Here is an 18655-nt window from a genome sequence, read left to right as displayed (position 1 = left end):
ATGGCGACCTGCCCCAATGGCCACGCCTCGCAGGCCGACGACTACTGCGACGTGTGCGGGGAACGCGTCGGTTCCGTCCCGTCCGGCCCGCCGGGCGGTGCGCCGGGCGCGGGCCGAGGCGCGCAGGCGCCGCCCGCCCGGCCGCCGGGCGGCACGCCCTGCCCCGACTGCGGGACGCCCGCGAGCGACCGTTTCTGCGAGGAGTGCGGCTATGACTTCGCCACCGGCGGAGGCAAGCCGACCCCGGCGCCCGCGGCCCCCGGCCGTGTCCCTCCCGCCCGGTCCGAATCCGCGCCGTCCGCGGCGGGCCCGCCCGCGTCAGGCACGTCGGCGCCGGGGGCCGCGGCGTGGACGGCCGTCGTGATCGCCGACCGCGACTACTACAACGCGGTCATCGCGGAAGAGGGGCCGGACTCGGTGTCCCTGGCGTTCCCCCCGTACGCCCCGGAGCGGCGCATCCCGCTCGCCGGGCACCAGATCCGCATCGGGCGGCGCGGCTCGTCCGACCCGTCCGCGCCCGAGATCGACCTCCGCGATCCCCCCGAGGACCCGGGCGTCTCGCACATCCACGCGGTCCTGCTGGCCAAGCCGGACGGCACCTGGACGCTGGTGGACCCCGGTTCCACCAACGGGACCTGCGTCAACGGATCGGCCGAGCCGATCCCGGTCAACGTCGAGGTGCCGCTGTCCGAGGGGGACCGCGTCCATGTCGGCGCCTGGACCACCATCACGCTCACACGAGGCGAGGCGACATGACCGCCGTTCAGCAGACGCCCGCGACCGGCGCGGCGCCCACGACGGGCCCGGCCGCCAACGCCACCGCGTCCGGTGCGCCCCCGGCCCGGCGCGGACCCTCCTCCGTCCGGCGGGGGCCCGCGCCGTCCCGTCCGCCCACCGGGCTCGCCCGCGCGCTGCCCCGAACCGTCGCCGCGCGTGTGCGCGCGCTGACGGCGCTGGTGGTGGTCCTGCTCCTGGTCCTGCTCGGGGTCGCCTGGGCGGCCGTCGCGAGCGCCCGCGAGGGCGTGCGGGTGATCGGCCGCGACGCCGGCCCGCAGGTCGTCGCGACCGGCGACCTGTACTTCCAGCTCACCGAGATGGACTCCCAGCTCGCCAACGCGCTGCTCATCGGCGACGCGCCGGGCGGCGGGAAGGACCGCGCCCTCACCGCCTACGACCGGAGCCGCGCGAAGGCCGGGGAGGCGCTGCTGAAGGCCGCCAAACTCGCCGACGAGACCACTGAGGACAACACCGCCCGCGAACTGGTCTACGCCCTCGGGCGGTACGAGCGGCTCGCCGCGCAGGCGCTCATGCTCGACCAGCAGGCCAAGCACACCTCCGGCCCGCCGCCGCAGCCGGTCGTCGAGCGGTACCGCGAGGCGACCGACCTGATGAAGCTGGACCTGCTGCCCAAGGCGTACAACCTGACGCTCGACAACGGCACCCTCGTCCGCCACACCTACGAGGACAAGCGGTCGGACATCCTGACCGGCCGGATGTGGATCCTCGTCTCGGGCGTGGCGCTGCTGGCCGCGCTTGCCGCTCTCCAGCTCTTCCTCACCGTCCGCTTCCGCCGGCTGCTGAACCCGGCTCTGGCGCTGGCCACGCTCGCCACGCTCGTCCTCGTCCTGGCGAGCAGCACCATGCTCTCGGGGCAGGCGGACCACCTCCGGGACGCCAAGAAGGACGGTTTCGACTCCATCCTGGCGCTGTCCCGCGCGCGCGCCATCAGCAACAGCGCGAACGCCGACGAGACGCGTTACCTGATCGACCCCGGGCGAGCGGACGCCTACGAGCAGGTGTTCCTGAGCAAGTCCCAGACCGTCCTGTACCTCAAGGCCGGGAACCTGAACGAGTACAACCAGGCGGTGCAGAAGGGCGTGGACTTCGAGCCCGGCCGGGTGCCCTTCCTCGGCTTCTTCGGTACCGAGGCGACACGCTCGACCGAGGACGAGCAACGGCGCGCCCTTGTCAGGGTGCTGGAGGAGTACAAGCGGTTCCAGGCCAACGACCGGCGGATGCGCGACCTCGTCAACGGCGGGCAGCGGGCGCAGGCCGTCGCCACGCGCGACGCGGCCGCGGGCGACTACGTCCGCTATGACAAGTCGCTGCAGTCGCTGATCCAGACCCACCGGACCGCGTTCCTGGAGGCGGTCGAGGACGGCGAGGGCGGGACGGGCGGCTGGTACGGCGTCCTGCCGGCCGCGGGAGTGGTCATCGCGGTGCTCCTCCTCGTCGGGGTGCGTCCCCGGCTGGCGGAGTACCGGTGGTCGAAGTGAACGACGGGGAGGCGCGGGCGTGAGGATCGGCGCGGGGACCGGACCAAGGCCACGGACGGCGGCCGCAAGGAAGGCCGCACGAACGGCCGCACGGACATGGTTCGCGCAGGCTGCGGCCGTTCGGCCGGGGCGCGTGTGGAGGGCGGCGGTGGCGGCGGCGACGCTGCTCGGGGCCGCGGCCTGCGGCGTCGCCGACGCGGGCGAGACGTCCGTGACGACGAAGGACCGCCTGGTCATCGGGGTCAACGCCGACCAGCCGGGGGTCGGCTCGCGCGTCGGCGACTCCTACGAGGGCTTCGACATCGACATCGCCCGCGAGGTGGCCCGGCGGCTCGGCGTCACCGGGGGGCGGCTCTCGTTCAAGCCCGTGACCTCGGCGACCCGGGAGTCGATGCTGCGCTCGGGCAAGGTCGACCTCGTCGTGGCGAGCTATTCGGTCACCCCGGAGCGCAAGGTGCAGGTGACGTTCGCGGGGCCGTACTACGTCGCGCACCAGGACATCCTCGCCCGCGCGTCCGACACCTCCATCAAGACCGTGCACGACCTCGGGGGCAAGCGGCTGTGCCGGGTGCCCGGCTCGGTGTCGTTCCCGCGCGTCCACGACGAGAGGGGCGTGCCCGCGCTGCCGGTCACCGCGAGCGGCTACGCCGACTGCCTCGCCCACCTGTCCGCCGGGCGGCTGGACGCGGTGTCCACCGACGACCTCATCCTCGCCGGCCTCGCCGCGCAGGCCGCGCGCAAGGGCGGCAGGCTGAAACTCGTGAACGCGCCGTTCTCGGACGAGCCCTACGGCATCGGCGTCCGCAAGGGCGACCTCGACGGCTGCGAGGCGGTCAACAAGGCGATCACGGGGATGTACCAGGACGGCACGGCCGCCGGCCTGCTGCGCAAATGGTTCGGGCCGGTCAGGCTGAACGTCACCACGACCGTCCCGCAGTACGAGGGATGTGACTGAGCGCGCCCGGGAGGTGACAGGGCGGTATTCGACGGGCGGTTGAGACCTCACAGTCACTGAGATCAGTCGGTTACGTAAGTGCCGGTCGGCGAGCCCGATCGTAAGTTATGGTCGCGATCAAAACCCGAATCGGTGGGAATCGGCCGCCCGAGGAGTGCCATGACGACGGTCGTTCTGGTGGTGATGTGCCTCGCGGTCGGGGCACTGGAGCTCTATGCCGGCAGGCGCAGCAGGGATCAGGCGGAGGCGTTCACCCGCCGCATCGAGGAGCTGAACGAGCAGGTCACCAAGCAGAACAGCGTCCTGGTCACGGTCGGCGAGCAGCTCACCGCCGAGCTGTCGCGGGTCAAGCAGGACGTGCTGCCCGCCCTCGACACCCGGCTCCGGCACAACACCGGGCAGGTCGAGGAGCTGGCCGGGATCGTCCACAACGCCGACGAGTACCTGCGCACGCAGTCCTCGCGGCTGCACGACCTCGAACAGCAGCGGATCACCCTCGCGGCGCTACGCCGCAAGCTGACCGAGGTCGAGACGTCCGTCCGCGCGGCGGCCGGGATCGACGCCACCGCCGTCGAGGGCCGGGTCGAGACCGTCGAGGGGCAGGTCGGCAGCGTCGAGGGCAAGGTCGAGACGGTGGAGGGCAAGGTCGACACCGCCCTCGGGCGGCTGGCCGACCTCGAAAAGGGCGGCTCGGAGATCCTGGAGCTGCAGCGCTCCCTCGCCCGCACCCTGGAGGGCCTTGAGGACGTCGTCGCCGAGCTGCTGCGGTTCACCGAGGGCGAGCTGGACGGCACCGTCGCGGCGGCGCTGACGGCAAGCCCCCCGCCGCGTCCCGGCGGCCTCTCCGTCACCGCGACGGGACGCCTCTGGACACGCGACGACCAGCTCCAGGACATCCTCGCCGACATGTACGAGCGATGCGTGCGGGCGAACCGGCTCGACATCCGTTTCCGCACGTCGGAGGGCGCGGACGGACCCGCGCCGGGCTCGGCCGGACGGCTCCGCTACTTCCTCGGGGGGCAGCCCGTCGAGGACCTCGCCGGGGCGTTCAGCGCCCTGCTCATCTCCACCGGCGCCGACCTGCCGCACAACGGCAACGGCCGGCGCGGGCTGGCGCGGGTCGAGGCGGGCCGTCCCTCGGGTGTGGAGCCGCCGCGCCCGCCGGAGGACGAGGCGGCGCTCAAGGCGCTGCTGCGCACCCTGTTCGAGAGCACGGGCGCGGTCGCGCAGATCGGGCCGCTGATGGCCGTCCGGACCCGGGAGGAGCTGCTGTGCGCGGTCCTGACGTCCGGGCAGTCGCTGGAGCTGGAGAACGACGAGGTGTTCTGGGACCCGGCCACCGCGACCGTCCGGCTGCGGCGCCTCCCGTCCCATCAGCTCTGGGACCTCACCGCCTGGGCGTCCACACCGTAGCGCTCGCCGGGCCTTTCCGAAGGCCCGGCCGCGGGGGGCCTTACATGCTGCCCGTAGCCGTCTCGTACGCGCGGACGGTGCGTTCCGCGGGGCCGCCGATGCGCACGTACACCGGGCACCGGGCGAAGCGCGTCATGGGCTCCACCTCGGCGCACAGCCCGATCCCGGCCGCGCGGTCGAGGAACACCACGTTCTCCACCGCGCGCGCGCCGCGTACCGCATACGGCACCGAGTCGGCGTCGGCGGTGTCGAAGAGTTCCTCGAACGTCAGCCTGCGGGCGAACCTCATCAGCGCCGCCGCGTCCACGACCCGCGTGCCGATCGCCGCCGAGGGCCCCGCGACCACGATGCCGAAGCTCGGGTTCTCGCGTCCCCGGACGTAGATCTCGCGGTCGGGTTCCAGTCCCCGGCGCCGCTCGGGCAGCTGGAGGCCGAACCCCGCGTCGCCGTTCAGGAAGGCCGGCGGCCCGAACCCCTCTGCTCCGCCATTGAACGCGTGCGTCCGGGCTTCATGTCCTTCACCCGCGGACCCCTGACCTGCGTGCCCGGGACCCGTGTGCCCTGGGCCCGTGTGCTCCTGGGGTGGCGAGCCGCCCGGCACGTTGGCCGTACCACCGAGGCCGGTCTCCATCCCGCCCGCGGTGACGGCCGCCGGACCACCGTCCGACACCCGCCGCACGCCTGCGGGTGTCTCCCAGCCCGGCAGGTACACGCCGAGCCCCCGCAGCAGCAGGCGCCAGATGGGCCTTCCGGTCACGTCCGCCACGGGCGCCCCCTGCCGGATCCGCCGCCGCCCGGACCGTCCTCCCGCACGCCGTCCATGCCGACCATCATCAGCCGCCCGTCCCGCGCGCACAAGGTCGCCAAGGGTCGCCCGCCCTTACCGTAGGGGCTCTGCAGCGGGGGCCGCCGGTCGGCTACGGTTGGAGCCACCAGATCATGACGAGGACGCCACCGTGAATCTGCAGGACATGATGGTTCACCGCGACACCTCCTCGCGGACCGTCGACAAGTACCTGATGTCCTACGAGGGACGGGTCATCGCGGTGCGCCGCCACCCGGCCGTGCTGATCATGCCCGTCGGGATCGTGGTCGCGGGCCTCATCGCATGCGGCGCCGCCTACGCCGCCTCCCGCGTCTCCTGGATCTGGTGGCTGTGGCTCATCGCGATCGGCTACCTGGTCTGGAAGGTCCTCGCCTGGTCGATCGAGTTCTTCCTGGTCACCGAGCACCGCATCATGCTGATCAGCGGCATCCTCAACCGCAACGTCGCGATGATGCCGCTGGCGAAGGTCACCGACATCGCCCTCGAACGCTCCGTGGCCGGGCGGATGCTCGGGTACGGGGAGTTCGTGATGGAGTCCGCCGGCCAGAAGCAGGCCCTGCGCAACGTCGGCTTCATGCCGTACCCGGAGCAGCTCTACCTGGAGGTCTCCTCGGTCATCTTCGGCACGATCGACGAGTCGCCCGACTGACCTCCGGTGGATCCCGGCAGGCGGCCGGCCCGGGCCGTCCGGCGCGCCGCCAGCGCGGCGGCCAGCGCACCCGCCGCGAAGATGAGCGTGCCCATCACGTTGACCTGCGGCGGCATGCCCGTCCGCGTCGAGCCGTAGATCCACAGCGGGAACGTCACCGTCGCGCCGCCGGTGAAGTCGGTGATGACGAAGTCGTCGATGGACAGCACGAACGCCAGCAGCGCCCCCGCCACCACCCCCGGCATGATCATCGGCAGGGTGACCAGCCGGAACCGCGTCCAGGGCCCGGCACCGAGATCCTGCGCGGCCTCCTCCACCGCCGGGTCGAGGCCCGCCACCCGGGCGCGGACGGTGACCGCCACGAACGCGATCGAGAACATCACGTGCGAGGCGAGGATCGTCAGGTGGCCGCGGGGCAGACCGAGCGTGACGAACATCGACAGCAGCGAGGCGCCCATGACGATCTCCGGGCAGCAGATCGCCATGAACAGCAGCAGGCCCGCCACCCCCTCGCCGCGGAACCGGTACCGGCCAAGCGCGAGGCCGGCGAGCGTCCCGACGACCGTGGTGACGAATGTGCTGGCCAGCGCGATCGTCAGCGAGTTGACCACGGCGGCGGTGAGGTCGTCCTTGTCGAGCAGGCGGGCGTACCACCGCAGCGTGAACCCCTCCCACCGGAAGTTCTGCTTGCCGTGGACGTCGTTGAACCCGAACATGACCATGATCGCGACGGGCAGCAGGAGCCACGCGATGAGCAGCATTGTGTAGACGTGCAGGCCGGAGACCTTGCGCGGCATGCGCCGTCGGGTTCGCCGTGGGATGCGACGCCGCAGGGCGGCGCGGCAAGCAGCGTCTGGTCTCCTGGCCGTCATCGTCCTTCCGCCCCCAGGACGCCGCGGGTGCCGAGGGCCCGCGCGTAGGCGAAGACGCCGAGCAGCAGGAACGCCATCAGCAGGAACGACAGGGCGGACGCGACCGGGTAGTCGCTGTTGTCAAAGTACTCCGACTGGATCACGTTGCCGATCATGGTGTTGCGGGGGCCGCCGAGCACCTCGGCGTTGACGTAGTCGGCCGACACCGGCGCGAACGTCATGACCACACCGGCGAGGACGCCCGGCAGCGACAGCGGCAGGATCACCCGCCCGAACGCCTGTGCGCGGCTCGCGTACAGGTCACCGGCGGCCTCCACCAGCCGAGGGTCGATCCGCTCCAGGGCCACATAGATCGGCAGCACCATGAACGGCAGGTAGTTGTACGTCAGTCCCGACACCACCGCGAACCCGGTGTCCAGGACGTGGAAGCCCTGCGGCAGGATCCCGTGGTCGCGCAGGGGGCCGAGGACCGGCCCGTTGTCGGTCAGGACGAGCTTCCACGACACCGTCCGGAGGACGAACGACACGAAGTACGGCAGCAGCAGTAGGAACAGGTACGCCGACTTACGGTGACCACCCCGGAACGCGATCCAGTACGCGGCCGGATAGGACAACGCCATGCAGGCGACCGTCGCCAGCAGCCCGTACCAGAGCGACCGGGCGAAGGTGTCACCGTAGGCGCCCAGGCCCTCGGTGTAGTTCTGCCAGTGGAACGTCTGCCGGAACCCGTCGACGAGGTTCCCGGTCTGCAACGACAGCGACACCATCAGCACCAGCGGGGCCGCGAAGAACACCGTCAGCCACAGGCCGCCCGGCAGGATCATCAGGTAGGGCGCGATCCTCCGCCGCCCGGCCATCACGCCCCCTTGGCGATGGGTTCGAAGACCTTCTGGTACTGGATCTCCTCCGCCTGGGTGAGCCGCCGGTAGTGCCGCAGCCGGGCCAGGTCCGCCGCGGACGGGAACACAAGCGGGCTGGTGCTCAGCCTGGTCAGGTCCTTCCTGTCGTCACCCGTGGCCTTCGCCGCGTCCGCCGCGATGATCTGCCTGGTCGCCGGGACGGGCGTGATGTAGTTGACGAACTCGGTCAGCGGGGCGTTGTTCGCCGGGACGTAGAGCCAGTCCATGAGGGTCAGCGCGTCGACGGGGCTCTCTGCGGTCTTCGGGATGCACATGTTGTCCGTCCAGAGCGTGCCGCCCTCCTCTGGCACCACGAACCGCACGTCCGGACTGGTGAGGCTGTAGACGTCACCGGACCACGCCATGGTCAGCCACACATCGCCCTTGCTGACCGCGTCGACGTAATCCTGCCTGTAGTACTTGCGGACGATCCCGCTGTCACGCTGCTCTCGGAGCTTGGCGGCGGCCTTCTCCCAGTCGGCGGGCGCCGACTTCTCCGGGTCGATGCCCAGCAGGAGCATCCCGAAGCTGCCGAGCTCTTGCGAGTCGCCCATCATGCCGACCCTGCCCTTGTAGCGGGGGTCGAACAGCTGGGCGATGCTGGTGATCTCGTCCTTGACGTACTTGGTGTTGTAGGCGATCCCGGTGATACCGGCCTGGTACGGCACCGTGAACGCGTTGCCGGGATCGTAGGAGGGGTTCTTGAAGCCGGGCCCGGCGTTCGCGGCGAAGTTCGGCAGCCGCGACGGGTCGAGCGGCGCCAGGTATCCGAGCTGCCTGCACTTCTCCAGCTGGATCCCGTTCGTCATGACCATCAGGTCGAAGCCGATCGACTGGCCGGCCGCGAGCGGGGCCTGGATCTTGCCGAACCACGGCCCCGTCTCCTGGATGACCTCCTTGTAGGTCACCTTGATGCCGGTGGCCTTCTCGAACGCCTTGATGGTCTCGCGGTCGTCCTGCATGTAGCCGGGCCAGTTCGCCCAGCTCAACCTCCCGGTCTTGGCCTTGCCCGACCAATACTCCTGGACATCGCTCTGGCTGACCTTCTCTTTGCCGCCCTGTCCGTCCACCCCGCACGCCGCAAGGGCGAACCCTGCGCCGAGCAGCTGAACGGCACGGCGGCGCGAAATGGTGGAGCGTGCCATACGCGGCTCAGTGAGTCCGCGCCGGAACGCGGGATCGGCAGCGCTCACCGGGACGCTCCGAGGACGTAGGAGTGGCGCGGATCCCAGGAAAGCCAGACGTCGTCCCCTCGCGTGGCGATGCCCTCGGCGGACGTGCTGTTCTGCGAGAAGACCACGACGTCGGCCCCGGCGGATGTGCTGACGTTGTAGCTGGTCGACGTCCCCAGGTAGACGACCTCGGTCACCGTGCCGCGGACGCCGCACAGCCCGTCCGCCGGCCTGCCCGGGCCGATGCCGATCTTCTCCGGCCGGACGGTCAGCTCCAGCCGCTTCCCCGCCGCGATCTCCACACCGTCCCGCACCGGCACCTCGATCCGCCCGTCCGGCCCGTAGGAGATCACCGCGGTCGCGGGGCCGACCCCCGCGACCTCGCCGCCCAGCAGGTTGGACGTCCCGATGAACCCGGCCACGAACCGTGTCGCGGGGCGCTCGTAGATCTCCCTGGGCGTCCCCAGCTGCTCGACCAGCCCGCCGTTCATGACCGCGATGCGGTCGGACATGGTGAGCGCCTCGCCCTGGTCGTGCGTCACGTATATGAACGTGATGCCGACCTGGCGCTGGATGCGCTTCAGCTCTACCTGCATGGCCTGGCGGAACTTCAGGTCGAGTGCGCCTAGCGGCTCGTCCAGAAGCAGGGCGCGCGGCCGGTTGACCAGCGCGCGCGCCAGCGCCACCCTCTGCTGCTGCCCACCGGACAGCTCGGCCGGACGGCTCCGCTCCCGTCCGGCCAGATCGACGATGCCGAGCATCTCGCCCACCCGCGCTTTGATCTCCGCCTTCGGAAAACCGCGCCGGCGGAGGCCGAACGCGACGTTCTCGAAGACGTTCATGTGCGGGAACAGCGCGTACGACTGGAACACCATGTTCACGTCCCGCCGGTTGGCGGGAACCCCTGTGACGTCCTGCCCATGCAGGTGGACCACACCGGCGCTCGGCTCCTCGAATCCGGCGACCACCCGCAAGGTCGTGGTCTTGCCGCAGCCGGACGGTCCCAGGAGGGAGAAGAACTCCCCCTGCGCGATGCTCAGGTCAAGACCGCGGACCGCCGCGAGCGTCTCACCGGAGGCGCGGTACACCTTCTCCACTCCCGCGAGCTCGATGGCGGGAACGGGACGGTCCGTGTCGTCGCGCGCGCGGGCGGCTTCGGGCTGGGCCATGGACGGAATTCCTTCGGTCGTGATGGTGAGCCGCTGATGCGCGCTCAGCCGCCGATGTAATGCATGACGTGCTTGATGCGCGTGTAGTCCTCGATCCCGTACATCGACATGTCCTTGCCGTAGCCGGAATGCTTGAAGCCGCCGTGCGGCATCTCCGACACCATCGGGATATGGGTGTTCACCCAGACGGCGCCGAAGTCGAGGGCCTTGGTCATGCGCATGGCACGCCCGTGGTCGCGCGTCCAGACGCTCGCCGCCAGACCGTACCTCACGCCGTTCGCCCACTCGACGGCCTGCCGCTCGTCCGAGAAGCCCTGCACGGTGATGACGGGACCGAACACCTCGTTCTGCACCATCTCGTCGTCCTGCCGGAGCCCGCCGACGACGGTCGGGGCGAAGAAGTACCCGCGCTCCCCGACCCGCGCTCCCCCGGTCAGGACCCGCGCGTGGTCGGGCACCCGATCGAGGAAGCCCTGCACGCGGTCGAGCTGCCCGGCGCTGTTCACGGGGCCGTAGTACGCGTCCGTGTCGCTCGGGGGCCCGACAGCGGTCCCCTTGGCGGCCTCCGTGAGCGCCGCGGTGAATTCCTCGTGCAGCCGGTCGGCGACCAGGACCCGCGTGGCGGCCGTGCAGTCCTGCCCGGCGTTGAAGTACCCGGCCCCCGCGATGCCCGCCGCGGCCGACTCCACGTCCGCGTCGTCGAAGACGACGACCGGCGCCTTCCCTCCGAGCTCCAGGTGCACCCGCTTGAGGTCCTTGGCCGCGGCGGCGGCGACCTCCATCCCCGCGCGGACGCTGCCGGTGACGGACACCATCTGCGGCGTCGGATGGTCCACGAGCGCGCGGCCGGTGTCCCGGTCACCGCAGACGACGTTGAAAACCCCCGGCGGCAAGAACTCCGCCGCGATCTCGGCCAGCATCAGCGTGCTCACGGGCGTCGTCTCGGACGGCTTGAGCACGATCGTGTTGCCCGTGGCCAGGGCGGGCCCGATCTTCCAGACGGCCATCATCATGGGGTAGTTCCAGGGCGTCACCTGGGCGCAGACCCCGATCGGCTCGCGCCGGATCGAGGACGTGTGATCCGCCATGTACTCGCCAGAGGCCCGCCCCTCCAGCACACGGGACGCGCCCGCGAAGAACCGGAGGTTGTCCACCATCGGGGGGACCTCCTCGTCCATGGTCAACTGCAAGGGCTTGCCCGTGTCGCGGCTCTCCGCCTCGACGAGGTCCCGCGCCCTGGCCTCCACCGCGTCCGCGAACCGCAGCAGCGCCAGGCTGCGCTCTCCCGGCGTCGCGTCCCGCCAGGCGGGAAAGGCCCCGGCCGCCGCCTGGAACGCGGCATCAACGTCCTCAGGGCCGGACAGGGGCGCCTCGGCGTACGGCTCGCCGGTGCTGGGGTCGACCACCTCCAGGGTCCGCCCGTCCTTCGTGTCCGCGTACCCTCCGCCGATAAAGTTGCGCAGCCGGCTCATCCTCGATCCCTCCCGCGTTGTTTCGCCCGAAGTGTCCCTGTCGTCCCGACCCTTACAGAGGATCCTCGCTGATACAAGTGATTCCGTTGTTACAATCAACGTTTACAACTGATTCACTTGAATCGGATATCCGTCACTTCCGATGCCGTAGCGAGGAGATCACGATGACGGCCCAGCCCCCTGCCCGCCGGGGCTCCCCCGCCGTCCCGCTCGACGAGACGGCCAGGCAGATCATCGAGCAGCTCCAGCAGGACGGCCGGCGCTCCTACGCGGCGATCGGCAAGGCGGTCGGGCTCTCCGAGGCCGCCGTCCGCCAGCGGGTCCAGAAACTCCTCGACACCGGCGTCATGCAGATCGTCGGCATCACCGACCCGCTCATGCTCGGCTTCTCCCGCCGGCTGATGATCGGCGTCAGGTGCGAGGGCGACCTGGAGCGGATCGCCGACGACCTCGCCGCCGTCGAGGAGATCGACCACGTGGTCGTCACCGCCGGATCGTTCGACATCCTGCTCGAACTCGTCTGCGAGGACGACGCGGGCCTCCTGGAGCTCCTCGGCCGCATCCGCGCCGTCCCCGGCGTCGTGTCCACCGAGAGTTTCGTCTACCTCAAGCTGCGCAAGCAGACCTACTCCTGGGGCACCCGCTGATCCACCACACCGACACCGATTATCGTCCTTAATGGGGATGTCCCGGCCGCTCCTCCCGACGTACTTTTAAGTGCCGCAAGGAAGGAGACCGGCCATGTCTGAGTCGGTTCGCCAGGACCTTCCCGCCACCGATCACATCGGTTTCCAGACATCCACGGAACAGAGCCTCGTGATCCGCAAGGCGGCCGAGCTGATCGGCTGGACGGTCCCCGAGTACGTACTGTCCGCAGCCCTAGACCGGGCAGAACGTGACCTCTACGAACACGCTGCCGCCCTCGCGGGCACCGAACCCACCCCACCCGAGACGGAGACAGTCGAACCCTACGTGGCCATAGTGGCGGCCCTGGGCTGACCCACCCGGCAAGGCCCCGGCCGGGCCTTGCCGGAAGACACGTCCCCCGATCAGGCGTCATCGTCCACACACCCGCCCCTGGGGCCGGTCAACGCCGCAAGGCCACGTCGGTGAGCGGTTTCAGGGCCCTTCCCGGACCGCATCCGCCAAGCGCGCCGCATACCCGGCCGCCTCGGCGTCGGACTCGTACTTCTGCCGCGGCCAGAAGAAGCCCCGCAGCCCGTCCTTGCGGTTCCGCGGGACGACGTGGACATGCAGATGCGGCACGCTCTGGCTCACCCGGTTGTTCATCGCCACGAACGACCCCGCCGCTTCGAGCACGGACTCCATCGCGCCCGCCAGCCTCTGCGCCTGACCGAAGAACGGCCCGACCAGATCAGACGGCAGATCCACCAACGTCTCGTAGTGCGCGCGCGGGACCAGCAGCGTGTGCCCCTTGAACAGCGGCCGGGTGTCGAGGAACGCCACCGCGTCCGGTGCGTCGAGCACGACGTGCGCAGACCGCACCCCCTTCACGATCTCGCAGAAGACACACGCGGCCGCAGAAGCACCCATTCCCACACTCTCCCGTCCCCGCAATGACCGCATGGACTAACACCACCCTTACAACGGCGTCGCTACCGTCCGTTGCCCATGCGGCTTGAACGCGTCGCCTTCCGGTACCGCCGGAAGGATCCCTGGGTGCTCAAGGATGTCACCCTCAGCCTTCCCCCAGGCCAGGTGACCGAGGTGACCGGAAGCAACGGCGCAGGGAAATCCACGCTCCTCAGACTGATCGCAGGGCTGCGAGCCCCACGCGAGGGCGTCATCAAGGACCGGCCGAGCCGCGTTGGATACGCACCCGAACGCTTCCCCGTGGACCAGCCGTTCACGGTCCGCTCTTACCTCGCCCACATGGCGGCTATCCGCCGCGCCCCCTCCTCCACGGTGGGCCATTGGGCGGAACGACTGGGCTTCGAACACCTCCTCAACGTGCGCCTGGGCGAACTGTCCAAGGGAAGCGCCCAGAAGGTCGGACTAGCTCAGGCACTGCTCGACGACCCGGCCCTCCTCATCCTGGACGAGCCCTTCGCCGGCCTGGACGCCACCACCCGCGCCGCGCTCCCGTCCCTGATCGCCGAACTCGCCGCCACGGGCACGACCGTGGTGGTCAGCGACCACCAGCGCTGCATAGAGACGCTCCCCGGCATCGACCGCCTGCGCGTCGCCGATGCCACCATCACCCCTCTCGCCCCCGAGGTGACCAAGACACCCCAGACATCCCAGACGACCGAGAGGTCCCAGGAGGTCCAGAGGACCCAGACGGCCCAGACGACCGAGAAGGCCGAGTGGACCGTTCTGGAGGTGATCGTGCCCAAGCACGAGGCCGACTCCGTCGAATCCAGGCTCCGCGCGGAAGGCCACGACGTCCGGAGGCCCCGGTGATCGCGCTCACCCGCTTCCAGATCGCCGGATACGTCCGTTCCCTGCGCGTCCTGCACCCGGTGATCGTCATCGCTCTCGTCGTGGCCCTCGTCCTCCTCAACGGGCCCAGCGGGCCGGACGCGGACGACCTCGCCGTGGGCACCTTCGGCGACGTCGCCGCCTTCATGTTCCCCATCTGGGCCTGGGCGTCCCGAGCCCTCCTCGACACCCAGCCCGACGAACAACGCGCGCTCTCGGCCACCGCCGCGCGCCACCGTTCGACACCCACGTGGGCGGGCCTCCTGGCCGCCTACACGGTGAACCTCTGCCTGGCCCTGATCGCCCTGGTGGTGCCGCTGATACAGGCGATCCTGGCCGACGCACCCGGCACAGCGATCCTGACGGGCCTTGCCCTGTCACCGCTCGTCGCCGCTACCGGCACCCTCCTCGGCGCCTGGACGAGCCGCGCCGTCCTCGCGGATCCCGGCGTCTCCCTCCTGGCGCTGCTGGGAGGCGTGGTCGTCTTGGTCCTCCTCGGCCTCGGCCGACTCTCCTGGCTCTCCATCCCCATGATCGAATGGCTCCGCGCCGCCCACGACAGCCCTCAGGAGTTCACCTCGGCCTTCCCTGCCCTGACCGTGCACCTGCTCCTCTGGACGGCGGTGACCGGCGCCGCCTACGCGGCTGTCCCCCGTTTCCGCTATTAAAAGCCCAGCTGGAACCGTCACCGGGACCATTCCAGGCGCGAGGCCCGGGGACACGATTTAGTTGCCAACCTGCGAGAACCCGCATCACCCCATGGTTGCACCGGTCTAGACGAAACTACTATAACTGGTTACATGGCACTCAGTTGGAAGCTGGTCATCGACAGCGCGAACGCGGCCACCCTCGCGGACTTCTGGGCCGCGGCCCTCGAATACGAGGTGGAGGATCCCAGCAGGCTCGTCGGCCAGCTGCTGGCCGCAGGCCACATCGGACCGGAGGCCGTCCTGGAGCACGGCGGTCGCCAGACCTTCCGCGGCTACGCCGCGGTCCGGCACCCCGAGGACCCCTACGACGAGACCAGCGGCGTCGGACACGGCCGTCGGCTGCTTTTCCAGGACGTACCCGAGGGCAAGACCGTCAAGAACCGCCTGCACATCGACATCCACAGCGGGCCCGGCGGCCTTGAGCAGCTAGCAGCCCGTCTGGAAGGGCTGGGGGCGACCCGTGTCCAGGAGATCGACAAGGGCCCCGCCGGTCACTGGTGGGTCATGCAGGATCCCGAAGGCAACGAGTTCTGCGCAACCTGACACCCACCCGCGCCGCCTCCACAAGGCCCCCAGCCACGGCACCTCACCGCCCTAGGGCAACCCACCGCCCCACGGCAGCCCACCGCTCTTTGGCAGCTCACCGCTTCATGGCAACTCACCGCACCACGGCCGCTCACCGCCCCACAGGAGCTCACCGTCCCACAGCGGCCACCGCCCCGCGGCCGCCCACCGCTCTATGGCACCTCACCGCCCCACGGCACCTCACCGCCCCACGACAACTCACCGCCCCACGACAACTCACCGCTTCATGGCCACCCACCGCCTCACGGCTACTCAGCGCCCCACGGCAGCTCACCGCTTCATGGCAGCTCACCGCTTCATAACAGCCCACCGCCCGCGGCCCCCGCCGCTCTATGGCAGCCACTGCCCCACAGCCGCCCACCGCTCTTTGGCAGCTCACCGCTTCATGGCAGCTCACCACTCCACGGCCGCCTTGTCGTCCCGCGATCAGCCGATTACGCCGACTCACAGTGCTCGGCCATGCCGACCAACACCGCGCAACCGCGCGGACGACGAGACCGGTACACGCTTCACCCTGGCCGACTTGGCCGCCCTCGTCGCGTCCCGACGCGGAGTACGGTCAGGCGGAGGCCTGGGACGGTGGGCCGGAGTCAGGTCGCCTGGACAGTCAGCCATGTCCGCTCCAAGGGTTCGTCTCGGCGGGCGCAGAAGTACACGCGGCCCGGATCGCCCCAGTGCCATCCGAGGCGGCGGTCGGAGTCGAGCTGGAGCAGCAGGCGCCACTCGTCCACGGCCGCCTCGTCCGCGGCCGAGAGCTCGACGGGCCGGAAGGAGTCCAGGTCACGGCCAGACGAGGCGTACACGCAGTCGGGGCCGATCGGGCGCTGCACGAGCGCGGGCCAGCCTCCCAGCTGATGGACGGGGGTGTCGTCGGGCCAGGCGTGCTGTGACCAGGCCGCGTGGAGCTGCTCGTACACGTGCAGGCAACCGTTGAAGGTCTGTTCCAGGTGGCGGATGGCGGGCTCCTGCGGTGAGGGCAGTGACAGGAAGGGAGCAGCCCCCAGCGCGCATCGCGGGTACTTGGAAGCGCCAGGTGGCGCGGTGGCCTCCCGCAAGCGTCCCGTGAAGATGCGCCAGCCGTCGCGCTGGTCCGCGGCGTCGCCCCACGGACGGGGTGCCTCGCACGCGTAGTAGAAGGCGGCCTTACCCGTGGAGGGCAGCCCGGGGATCTCGCCGAGGACGGCGAGGTCGGCGAAATCGACGGCGCCGAGGAAGTCGAGGGGGCGTCCTTGCCATTCGGGCCAGCGCTCGCCCTCCGGGAGCAGGGGGGTGCCGCCGAGGTGGACGTTGACCACGCCTTCGCCACCGAGCCGCAGCGCGGGACGGGTGAGGGGGAGCAGCGCGGCGGTAACCTCGGGAGCGAAGAAGAGGCCGAACAGGGAGCGCAGGCGCCGCCGCTGCGCGTCGAAGTGATCCATGTCACGTAGCGTTGCGCGCCGCGGCCCCCGGCGCCAGTCCCCCGGCGAATTGTGGATAACTCAGCGGCGTTCGAGGGCGCCCGCGAGCTGGACGAGGAACCGGTCGACCTCCTGCTCGTCGTAGCCGGGTCCGAGCCGGACCACCCGGAACGCGCTTTCGCGCACGTCACGGGCGGTCACCGGCGGGGCGGAGCCGCGCAGGCCCGCGACCACGCGGTCCAGGAAGGCGTCCACGTCGCGGACGTCGTAGCCCGAGCGGAATCCCGCGCCGGAGAACCGTGCGTTCTGGATCCAGTTCACCAGCCAGCCGGGATGGACGCGGGGACGCCCGGGGCGCTCACTGTGAGGGCCGGTGGTCTGGAGCTCCCTGATGCATTCGCGCACCAGTTCGTCCACGGCACGCTGCTCGTAGCCCCGCAGGACGATGTCGAACCGTGCGGCGCGAACCTGATCCGCTGACATCGGCGGCCCGCCGTTCAGCGCCCGCGCGATGCTCCTGAGCAGCTCGTCCACCTGCCGCCGGTCATATCCCCGCAACGCCACCGGCAGCCGTGCACCCGTTCTCACCGGCACCGTGCTCCTCAGTCCGGCCCGCCCGCCGGGCGCGCGTGGACACGCCCGCCGGCGCGCTCAGTCCCTCGTCGCCGCGGCCAGCTGCCCGCAGGCCCCGTCGATCTCCCTGCCCCGAGTGTCGCGCACCGTGACCGGGACCCCGTGGGCCTCAAGGCGCCGGACGAACTCGCGCTCGTCCTCGGGCCGTGAGGCGGTCCACCTGGATCCCGGCGTCGGGTTCAACGGGATCAGATTGACGTGTACGAGATGGCCGCGCAAGAGCCTGCCCAGAAGGTCGGCCCGCCACGCCTGGTCGTTGACGTCCTTGATGAGGGCGTACTCGATCGAGACGCGGCGGCCGCTGCGGTCCGCGTAGGCCCAGGCGGCGTCGAGGACCTCGGCGACCTTCCAGCGGTTGTTGACCGGGACGAGCTCGTCGCGGAGTTCGTCGTCGGGCGCGTGCAAGGAGAGCGCGAGCCGCACGGACATGTCCTCGGCGGCGAGCTTCTCCATCGCCGGGACGAGCCCGACCGTCGAGACCGTGACGGACCTCTGGGAGATCCCCAGCCCGGCCGGTGCGGGATCCGTGATGCGCCGTACCGCGCCGATCACGGCCTTGTAGTTGGCCAGCGGCTCGCCCATGCCCATGAAGACGATGTTGGAGACGCGCCCCGGGCCGCCTGGGATCCGCCCCCGGGCGAGTGCGCGCGCGCCCGCAGCGACCTGTTCGACGATCTCGGCCGTCGAGAGGTTGCGGGTGAGCCCGGCCTGACCGGTCGCACAGAAGGGGCAGTTCATGCCGCACCCCGCCTGGGACGAGACGCACATCGTCGCGCGGTCCGGGTAGCGCATCAGCACCGACTCGAACAGCACGCCGTCGAACGCCTTCCACACGGTCTTCAACGTCGTGCCGCCGTCGCAGTCCATCTCCCGCACCGGGGTCAGGAGCGAGGGCAGCAGTTCCGTGACGAGACGGTCGCGGACGGCGGCGGGAAGGTCGGTCATCTTCGCCGGATCGTCGGTCAGCCGCACGAAGTAGTGCCGTGACAGCTGGTCGGCCCGGAACGGCTTCTCCCCGAGCGCCGCCACCGCCTCGCGCCGCTCGGCGGTGGTGAGGTCGGCGAGATGCCGCGGCGGCTTGCCGCGGCGCGGGGCGGCGAAGACGAGCTTCGCGGGGGTCTTCGTGGGGCCGGTGGTGGCGGAGCCGGTGGAGGCAGACCCGGTGGTGGCAGACATGGTCCTTAC

20 protein-coding genes are annotated in these 18655 nt (G+C 70.6%); 10 read left to right on the top strand and 10 right to left on the bottom strand.

Annotated elements, in window-relative coordinates:
• From AGRA3207_RS31785 to AGRA3207_RS31770, 4 genes are all read left to right on the top strand, one after another.
• Positions 1–756: an FHA domain-containing protein gene (locus AGRA3207_RS31785; RefSeq protein WP_231330812.1), complete on the top strand. Its 756-nt coding sequence runs from the start codon at positions 1–3 to the stop codon at positions 754–756.
• On the top strand, positions 753–2276 hold the full coding sequence (locus AGRA3207_RS31780; protein WP_231330811.1) for a hypothetical protein: 1524 nt from the start codon (positions 753–755) through the stop codon (positions 2274–2276). The genes AGRA3207_RS31785 and AGRA3207_RS31780 overlap by 4 nt, the downstream gene beginning before the upstream one ends.
• A 148-nt stretch (positions 2277–2424) precedes the next feature.
• Positions 2425–3231: a glutamate ABC transporter substrate-binding protein gene (locus tag AGRA3207_RS31775; protein WP_231330810.1), complete on the top strand. Its 807-nt coding sequence runs from the start codon at positions 2425–2427 to the stop codon at positions 3229–3231.
• Positions 3232–3390: 159 nt separating this feature from the next.
• Positions 3391–4644, top strand: a complete 1254-nt coding sequence (locus AGRA3207_RS31770; RefSeq protein ID WP_231330809.1) for a hypothetical protein — start codon at positions 3391–3393, stop codon at positions 4642–4644.
• Between the two features lie 40 nt (positions 4645–4684).
• Here AGRA3207_RS31770 and AGRA3207_RS31765 read toward each other — a convergent pair whose 3' ends face one another.
• Positions 4685–5410, bottom strand: a complete 726-nt coding sequence (locus AGRA3207_RS31765; RefSeq protein WP_231330808.1) for a hypothetical protein — start codon at positions 5408–5410, stop codon at positions 4685–4687.
• A 190-nt stretch (positions 5411–5600) separates the two neighbouring features.
• On the opposite strand from AGRA3207_RS31765, the gene AGRA3207_RS31760 reads away from it, so the two are divergent.
• Positions 5601–6119: a PH domain-containing protein gene (locus AGRA3207_RS31760; RefSeq protein ID WP_338028235.1), complete on the top strand. Its 519-nt coding sequence runs from the start codon at positions 5601–5603 to the stop codon at positions 6117–6119.
• On the opposite strand, the gene AGRA3207_RS31755 is transcribed toward AGRA3207_RS31760, so the two are convergent.
• From AGRA3207_RS31755 to AGRA3207_RS31735, 5 genes are all read right to left on the bottom strand, one after another.
• On the bottom strand, positions 6065–6916 hold the full coding sequence (locus AGRA3207_RS31755; protein ID WP_231330807.1) for an ABC transporter permease: 852 nt from the start codon (positions 6914–6916) through the stop codon (positions 6065–6067). The genes AGRA3207_RS31760 and AGRA3207_RS31755 overlap by 55 nt on opposite strands.
• 71 nt (positions 6917–6987) lie before the next feature.
• Positions 6988–7848: an ABC transporter permease gene (locus AGRA3207_RS31750; protein WP_231330806.1), complete on the bottom strand. Its 861-nt coding sequence runs from the start codon at positions 7846–7848 to the stop codon at positions 6988–6990.
• Complete coding sequence (locus tag AGRA3207_RS31745; RefSeq protein ID WP_231330805.1) at positions 7848–9035, bottom strand: polyamine ABC transporter substrate-binding protein; 1188 nt, start codon at positions 9033–9035, stop codon at positions 7848–7850. Before AGRA3207_RS31745 ends, AGRA3207_RS31750 begins: the two co-directional genes overlap by 1 nt.
• A gap of 44 nt (positions 9036–9079) precedes the next feature.
• Positions 9080–10231 (bottom strand): ABC transporter ATP-binding protein, encoded by a 1152-nt coding sequence (locus tag AGRA3207_RS31740; RefSeq protein WP_231330804.1) that lies wholly within the window; start codon positions 10229–10231, stop codon positions 9080–9082.
• A gap of 44 nt (positions 10232–10275) precedes the next feature.
• Positions 10276–11703 (bottom strand): gamma-aminobutyraldehyde dehydrogenase, encoded by a 1428-nt coding sequence (locus AGRA3207_RS31735; RefSeq protein ID WP_231330803.1) that lies wholly within the window; start codon positions 11701–11703, stop codon positions 10276–10278.
• Positions 11704–11867: 164 nt separating this feature from the next.
• On the opposite strand from AGRA3207_RS31735, the gene AGRA3207_RS31730 reads away from it, so the two are divergent.
• Positions 11868–12350, top strand: coding sequence for an Lrp/AsnC family transcriptional regulator (locus AGRA3207_RS31730; protein WP_231330802.1), 483 nt, complete (start codon positions 11868–11870; stop codon positions 12348–12350).
• 94 nt (positions 12351–12444) lie between these two features.
• On the top strand, positions 12445–12702 hold the full coding sequence (locus tag AGRA3207_RS31725) for a type II toxin -antitoxin system TacA 1-like antitoxin (RefSeq protein WP_231330801.1): 258 nt from the start codon (positions 12445–12447) through the stop codon (positions 12700–12702).
• A 120-nt stretch (positions 12703–12822) separates the two neighbouring features.
• Here AGRA3207_RS31725 and AGRA3207_RS31720 read toward each other — a convergent pair whose 3' ends face one another.
• A complete protein-coding gene (locus AGRA3207_RS31720) occupies positions 12823–13209 on the bottom strand; it encodes an HIT family protein (RefSeq protein ID WP_338028234.1) in 387 nt (128 codons plus the stop codon).
• A gap of 126 nt (positions 13210–13335) precedes the next feature.
• On the opposite strand from AGRA3207_RS31720, the gene AGRA3207_RS31715 reads away from it, so the two are divergent.
• From AGRA3207_RS31715 to AGRA3207_RS31705, 3 genes are all read left to right on the top strand, one after another.
• Positions 13336–14127, top strand: a complete 792-nt coding sequence (locus tag AGRA3207_RS31715) for an ATP-binding cassette domain-containing protein (protein WP_231330799.1) — start codon at positions 13336–13338, stop codon at positions 14125–14127.
• Complete coding sequence (locus tag AGRA3207_RS31710) at positions 14124–14813, top strand: hypothetical protein (RefSeq protein WP_231330798.1); 690 nt, start codon at positions 14124–14126, stop codon at positions 14811–14813. The genes AGRA3207_RS31715 and AGRA3207_RS31710 overlap by 4 nt, the downstream gene beginning before the upstream one ends.
• A gap of 132 nt (positions 14814–14945) precedes the next feature.
• Positions 14946–15398 carry a VOC family protein gene (locus tag AGRA3207_RS31705; protein WP_231330797.1) on the top strand — a complete coding sequence of 151 codons (453 nt, stop codon included), beginning with the start codon at positions 14946–14948 and terminating at the stop codon, positions 15396–15398.
• 632 nt (positions 15399–16030) lie between these two features.
• On the opposite strand, the gene AGRA3207_RS31700 is transcribed toward AGRA3207_RS31705, so the two are convergent.
• From AGRA3207_RS31700 to rlmN, 3 genes are all read right to left on the bottom strand, one after another.
• Positions 16031–16858 (bottom strand): DUF1963 domain-containing protein, encoded by an 828-nt coding sequence (locus AGRA3207_RS31700; protein WP_231330796.1) that lies wholly within the window; start codon positions 16856–16858, stop codon positions 16031–16033.
• 60 nt (positions 16859–16918) lie between these two features.
• Positions 16919–17425 carry a DivIVA domain-containing protein gene (locus AGRA3207_RS31695; RefSeq protein ID WP_231330795.1) on the bottom strand — a complete coding sequence of 169 codons (507 nt, stop codon included), beginning with the start codon at positions 17423–17425 and terminating at the stop codon, positions 16919–16921.
• Between the two features lie 63 nt (positions 17426–17488).
• Positions 17489–18646 (bottom strand): dual-specificity RNA methyltransferase RlmN, encoded by a 1158-nt coding sequence (rlmN, locus tag AGRA3207_RS31690; protein WP_231330794.1) that lies wholly within the window; start codon positions 18644–18646, stop codon positions 17489–17491.
• Between the last annotated feature and the right edge of the window lie 9 nt (positions 18647–18655).

The organism is Actinomadura graeca (assembly GCF_019175365.1).
GTDB classification, from domain to species: domain Bacteria; phylum Actinomycetota; class Actinomycetes; order Streptosporangiales; family Streptosporangiaceae; genus Spirillospora; species Spirillospora graeca.
This window is presented reverse-complemented; position numbering and strand designations above follow the sequence as displayed.

Bases quoted from the DNA above. Each gene is read 5' to 3' on its own strand.
- AGRA3207_RS31785 (WP_231330812.1), top strand. From the start codon at position 1: ATGGCGACCTGCCCCAATGGCCACGCCTCGCAGGCCGACGACTACTGC.
- AGRA3207_RS31780 (WP_231330811.1), top strand. From the start codon at position 753: ATGACCGCCGTTCAGCAGACGCCCGCGACCGGCGCGGCGCCCACGACG.
- AGRA3207_RS31770 (WP_231330809.1), top strand. From the start codon at position 3,391: ATGACGACGGTCGTTCTGGTGGTGATGTGCCTCGCGGTCGGGGCACTG.
- AGRA3207_RS31755 (WP_231330807.1), bottom strand. From the start codon at position 6,916: ATGCCGCGCAAGGTCTCCGGCCTGCACGTCTACACAATGCTGCTCATC.
- AGRA3207_RS31750 (WP_231330806.1), bottom strand. From the start codon at position 7,848: ATGGCCGGGCGGCGGAGGATCGCGCCCTACCTGATGATCCTGCCGGGC.
- AGRA3207_RS31745 (WP_231330805.1), bottom strand. From the start codon at position 9,035: ATGGCACGCTCCACCATTTCGCGCCGCCGTGCCGTTCAGCTGCTCGGC.
- AGRA3207_RS31740 (WP_231330804.1), bottom strand. From the start codon at position 10,231: ATGGCCCAGCCCGAAGCCGCCCGCGCGCGCGACGACACGGACCGTCCC.
- AGRA3207_RS31735 (WP_231330803.1), bottom strand. From the start codon at position 11,703: ATGAGCCGGCTGCGCAACTTTATCGGCGGAGGGTACGCGGACACGAAG.
- AGRA3207_RS31730 (WP_231330802.1), top strand. From the start codon at position 11,868: ATGACGGCCCAGCCCCCTGCCCGCCGGGGCTCCCCCGCCGTCCCGCTC.
- AGRA3207_RS31725 (WP_231330801.1), top strand. From the start codon at position 12,445: ATGTCTGAGTCGGTTCGCCAGGACCTTCCCGCCACCGATCACATCGGT.
- AGRA3207_RS31715 (WP_231330799.1), top strand. From the start codon at position 13,336: ATGCGGCTTGAACGCGTCGCCTTCCGGTACCGCCGGAAGGATCCCTGG.
- AGRA3207_RS31705 (WP_231330797.1), top strand. From the start codon at position 14,946: ATGGCACTCAGTTGGAAGCTGGTCATCGACAGCGCGAACGCGGCCACC.
- AGRA3207_RS31700 (WP_231330796.1), bottom strand. From the start codon at position 16,858: ATGGATCACTTCGACGCGCAGCGGCGGCGCCTGCGCTCCCTGTTCGGC.
- rlmN (WP_231330794.1), bottom strand. From the start codon at position 18,646: ATGTCTGCCACCACCGGGTCTGCCTCCACCGGCTCCGCCACCACCGGC.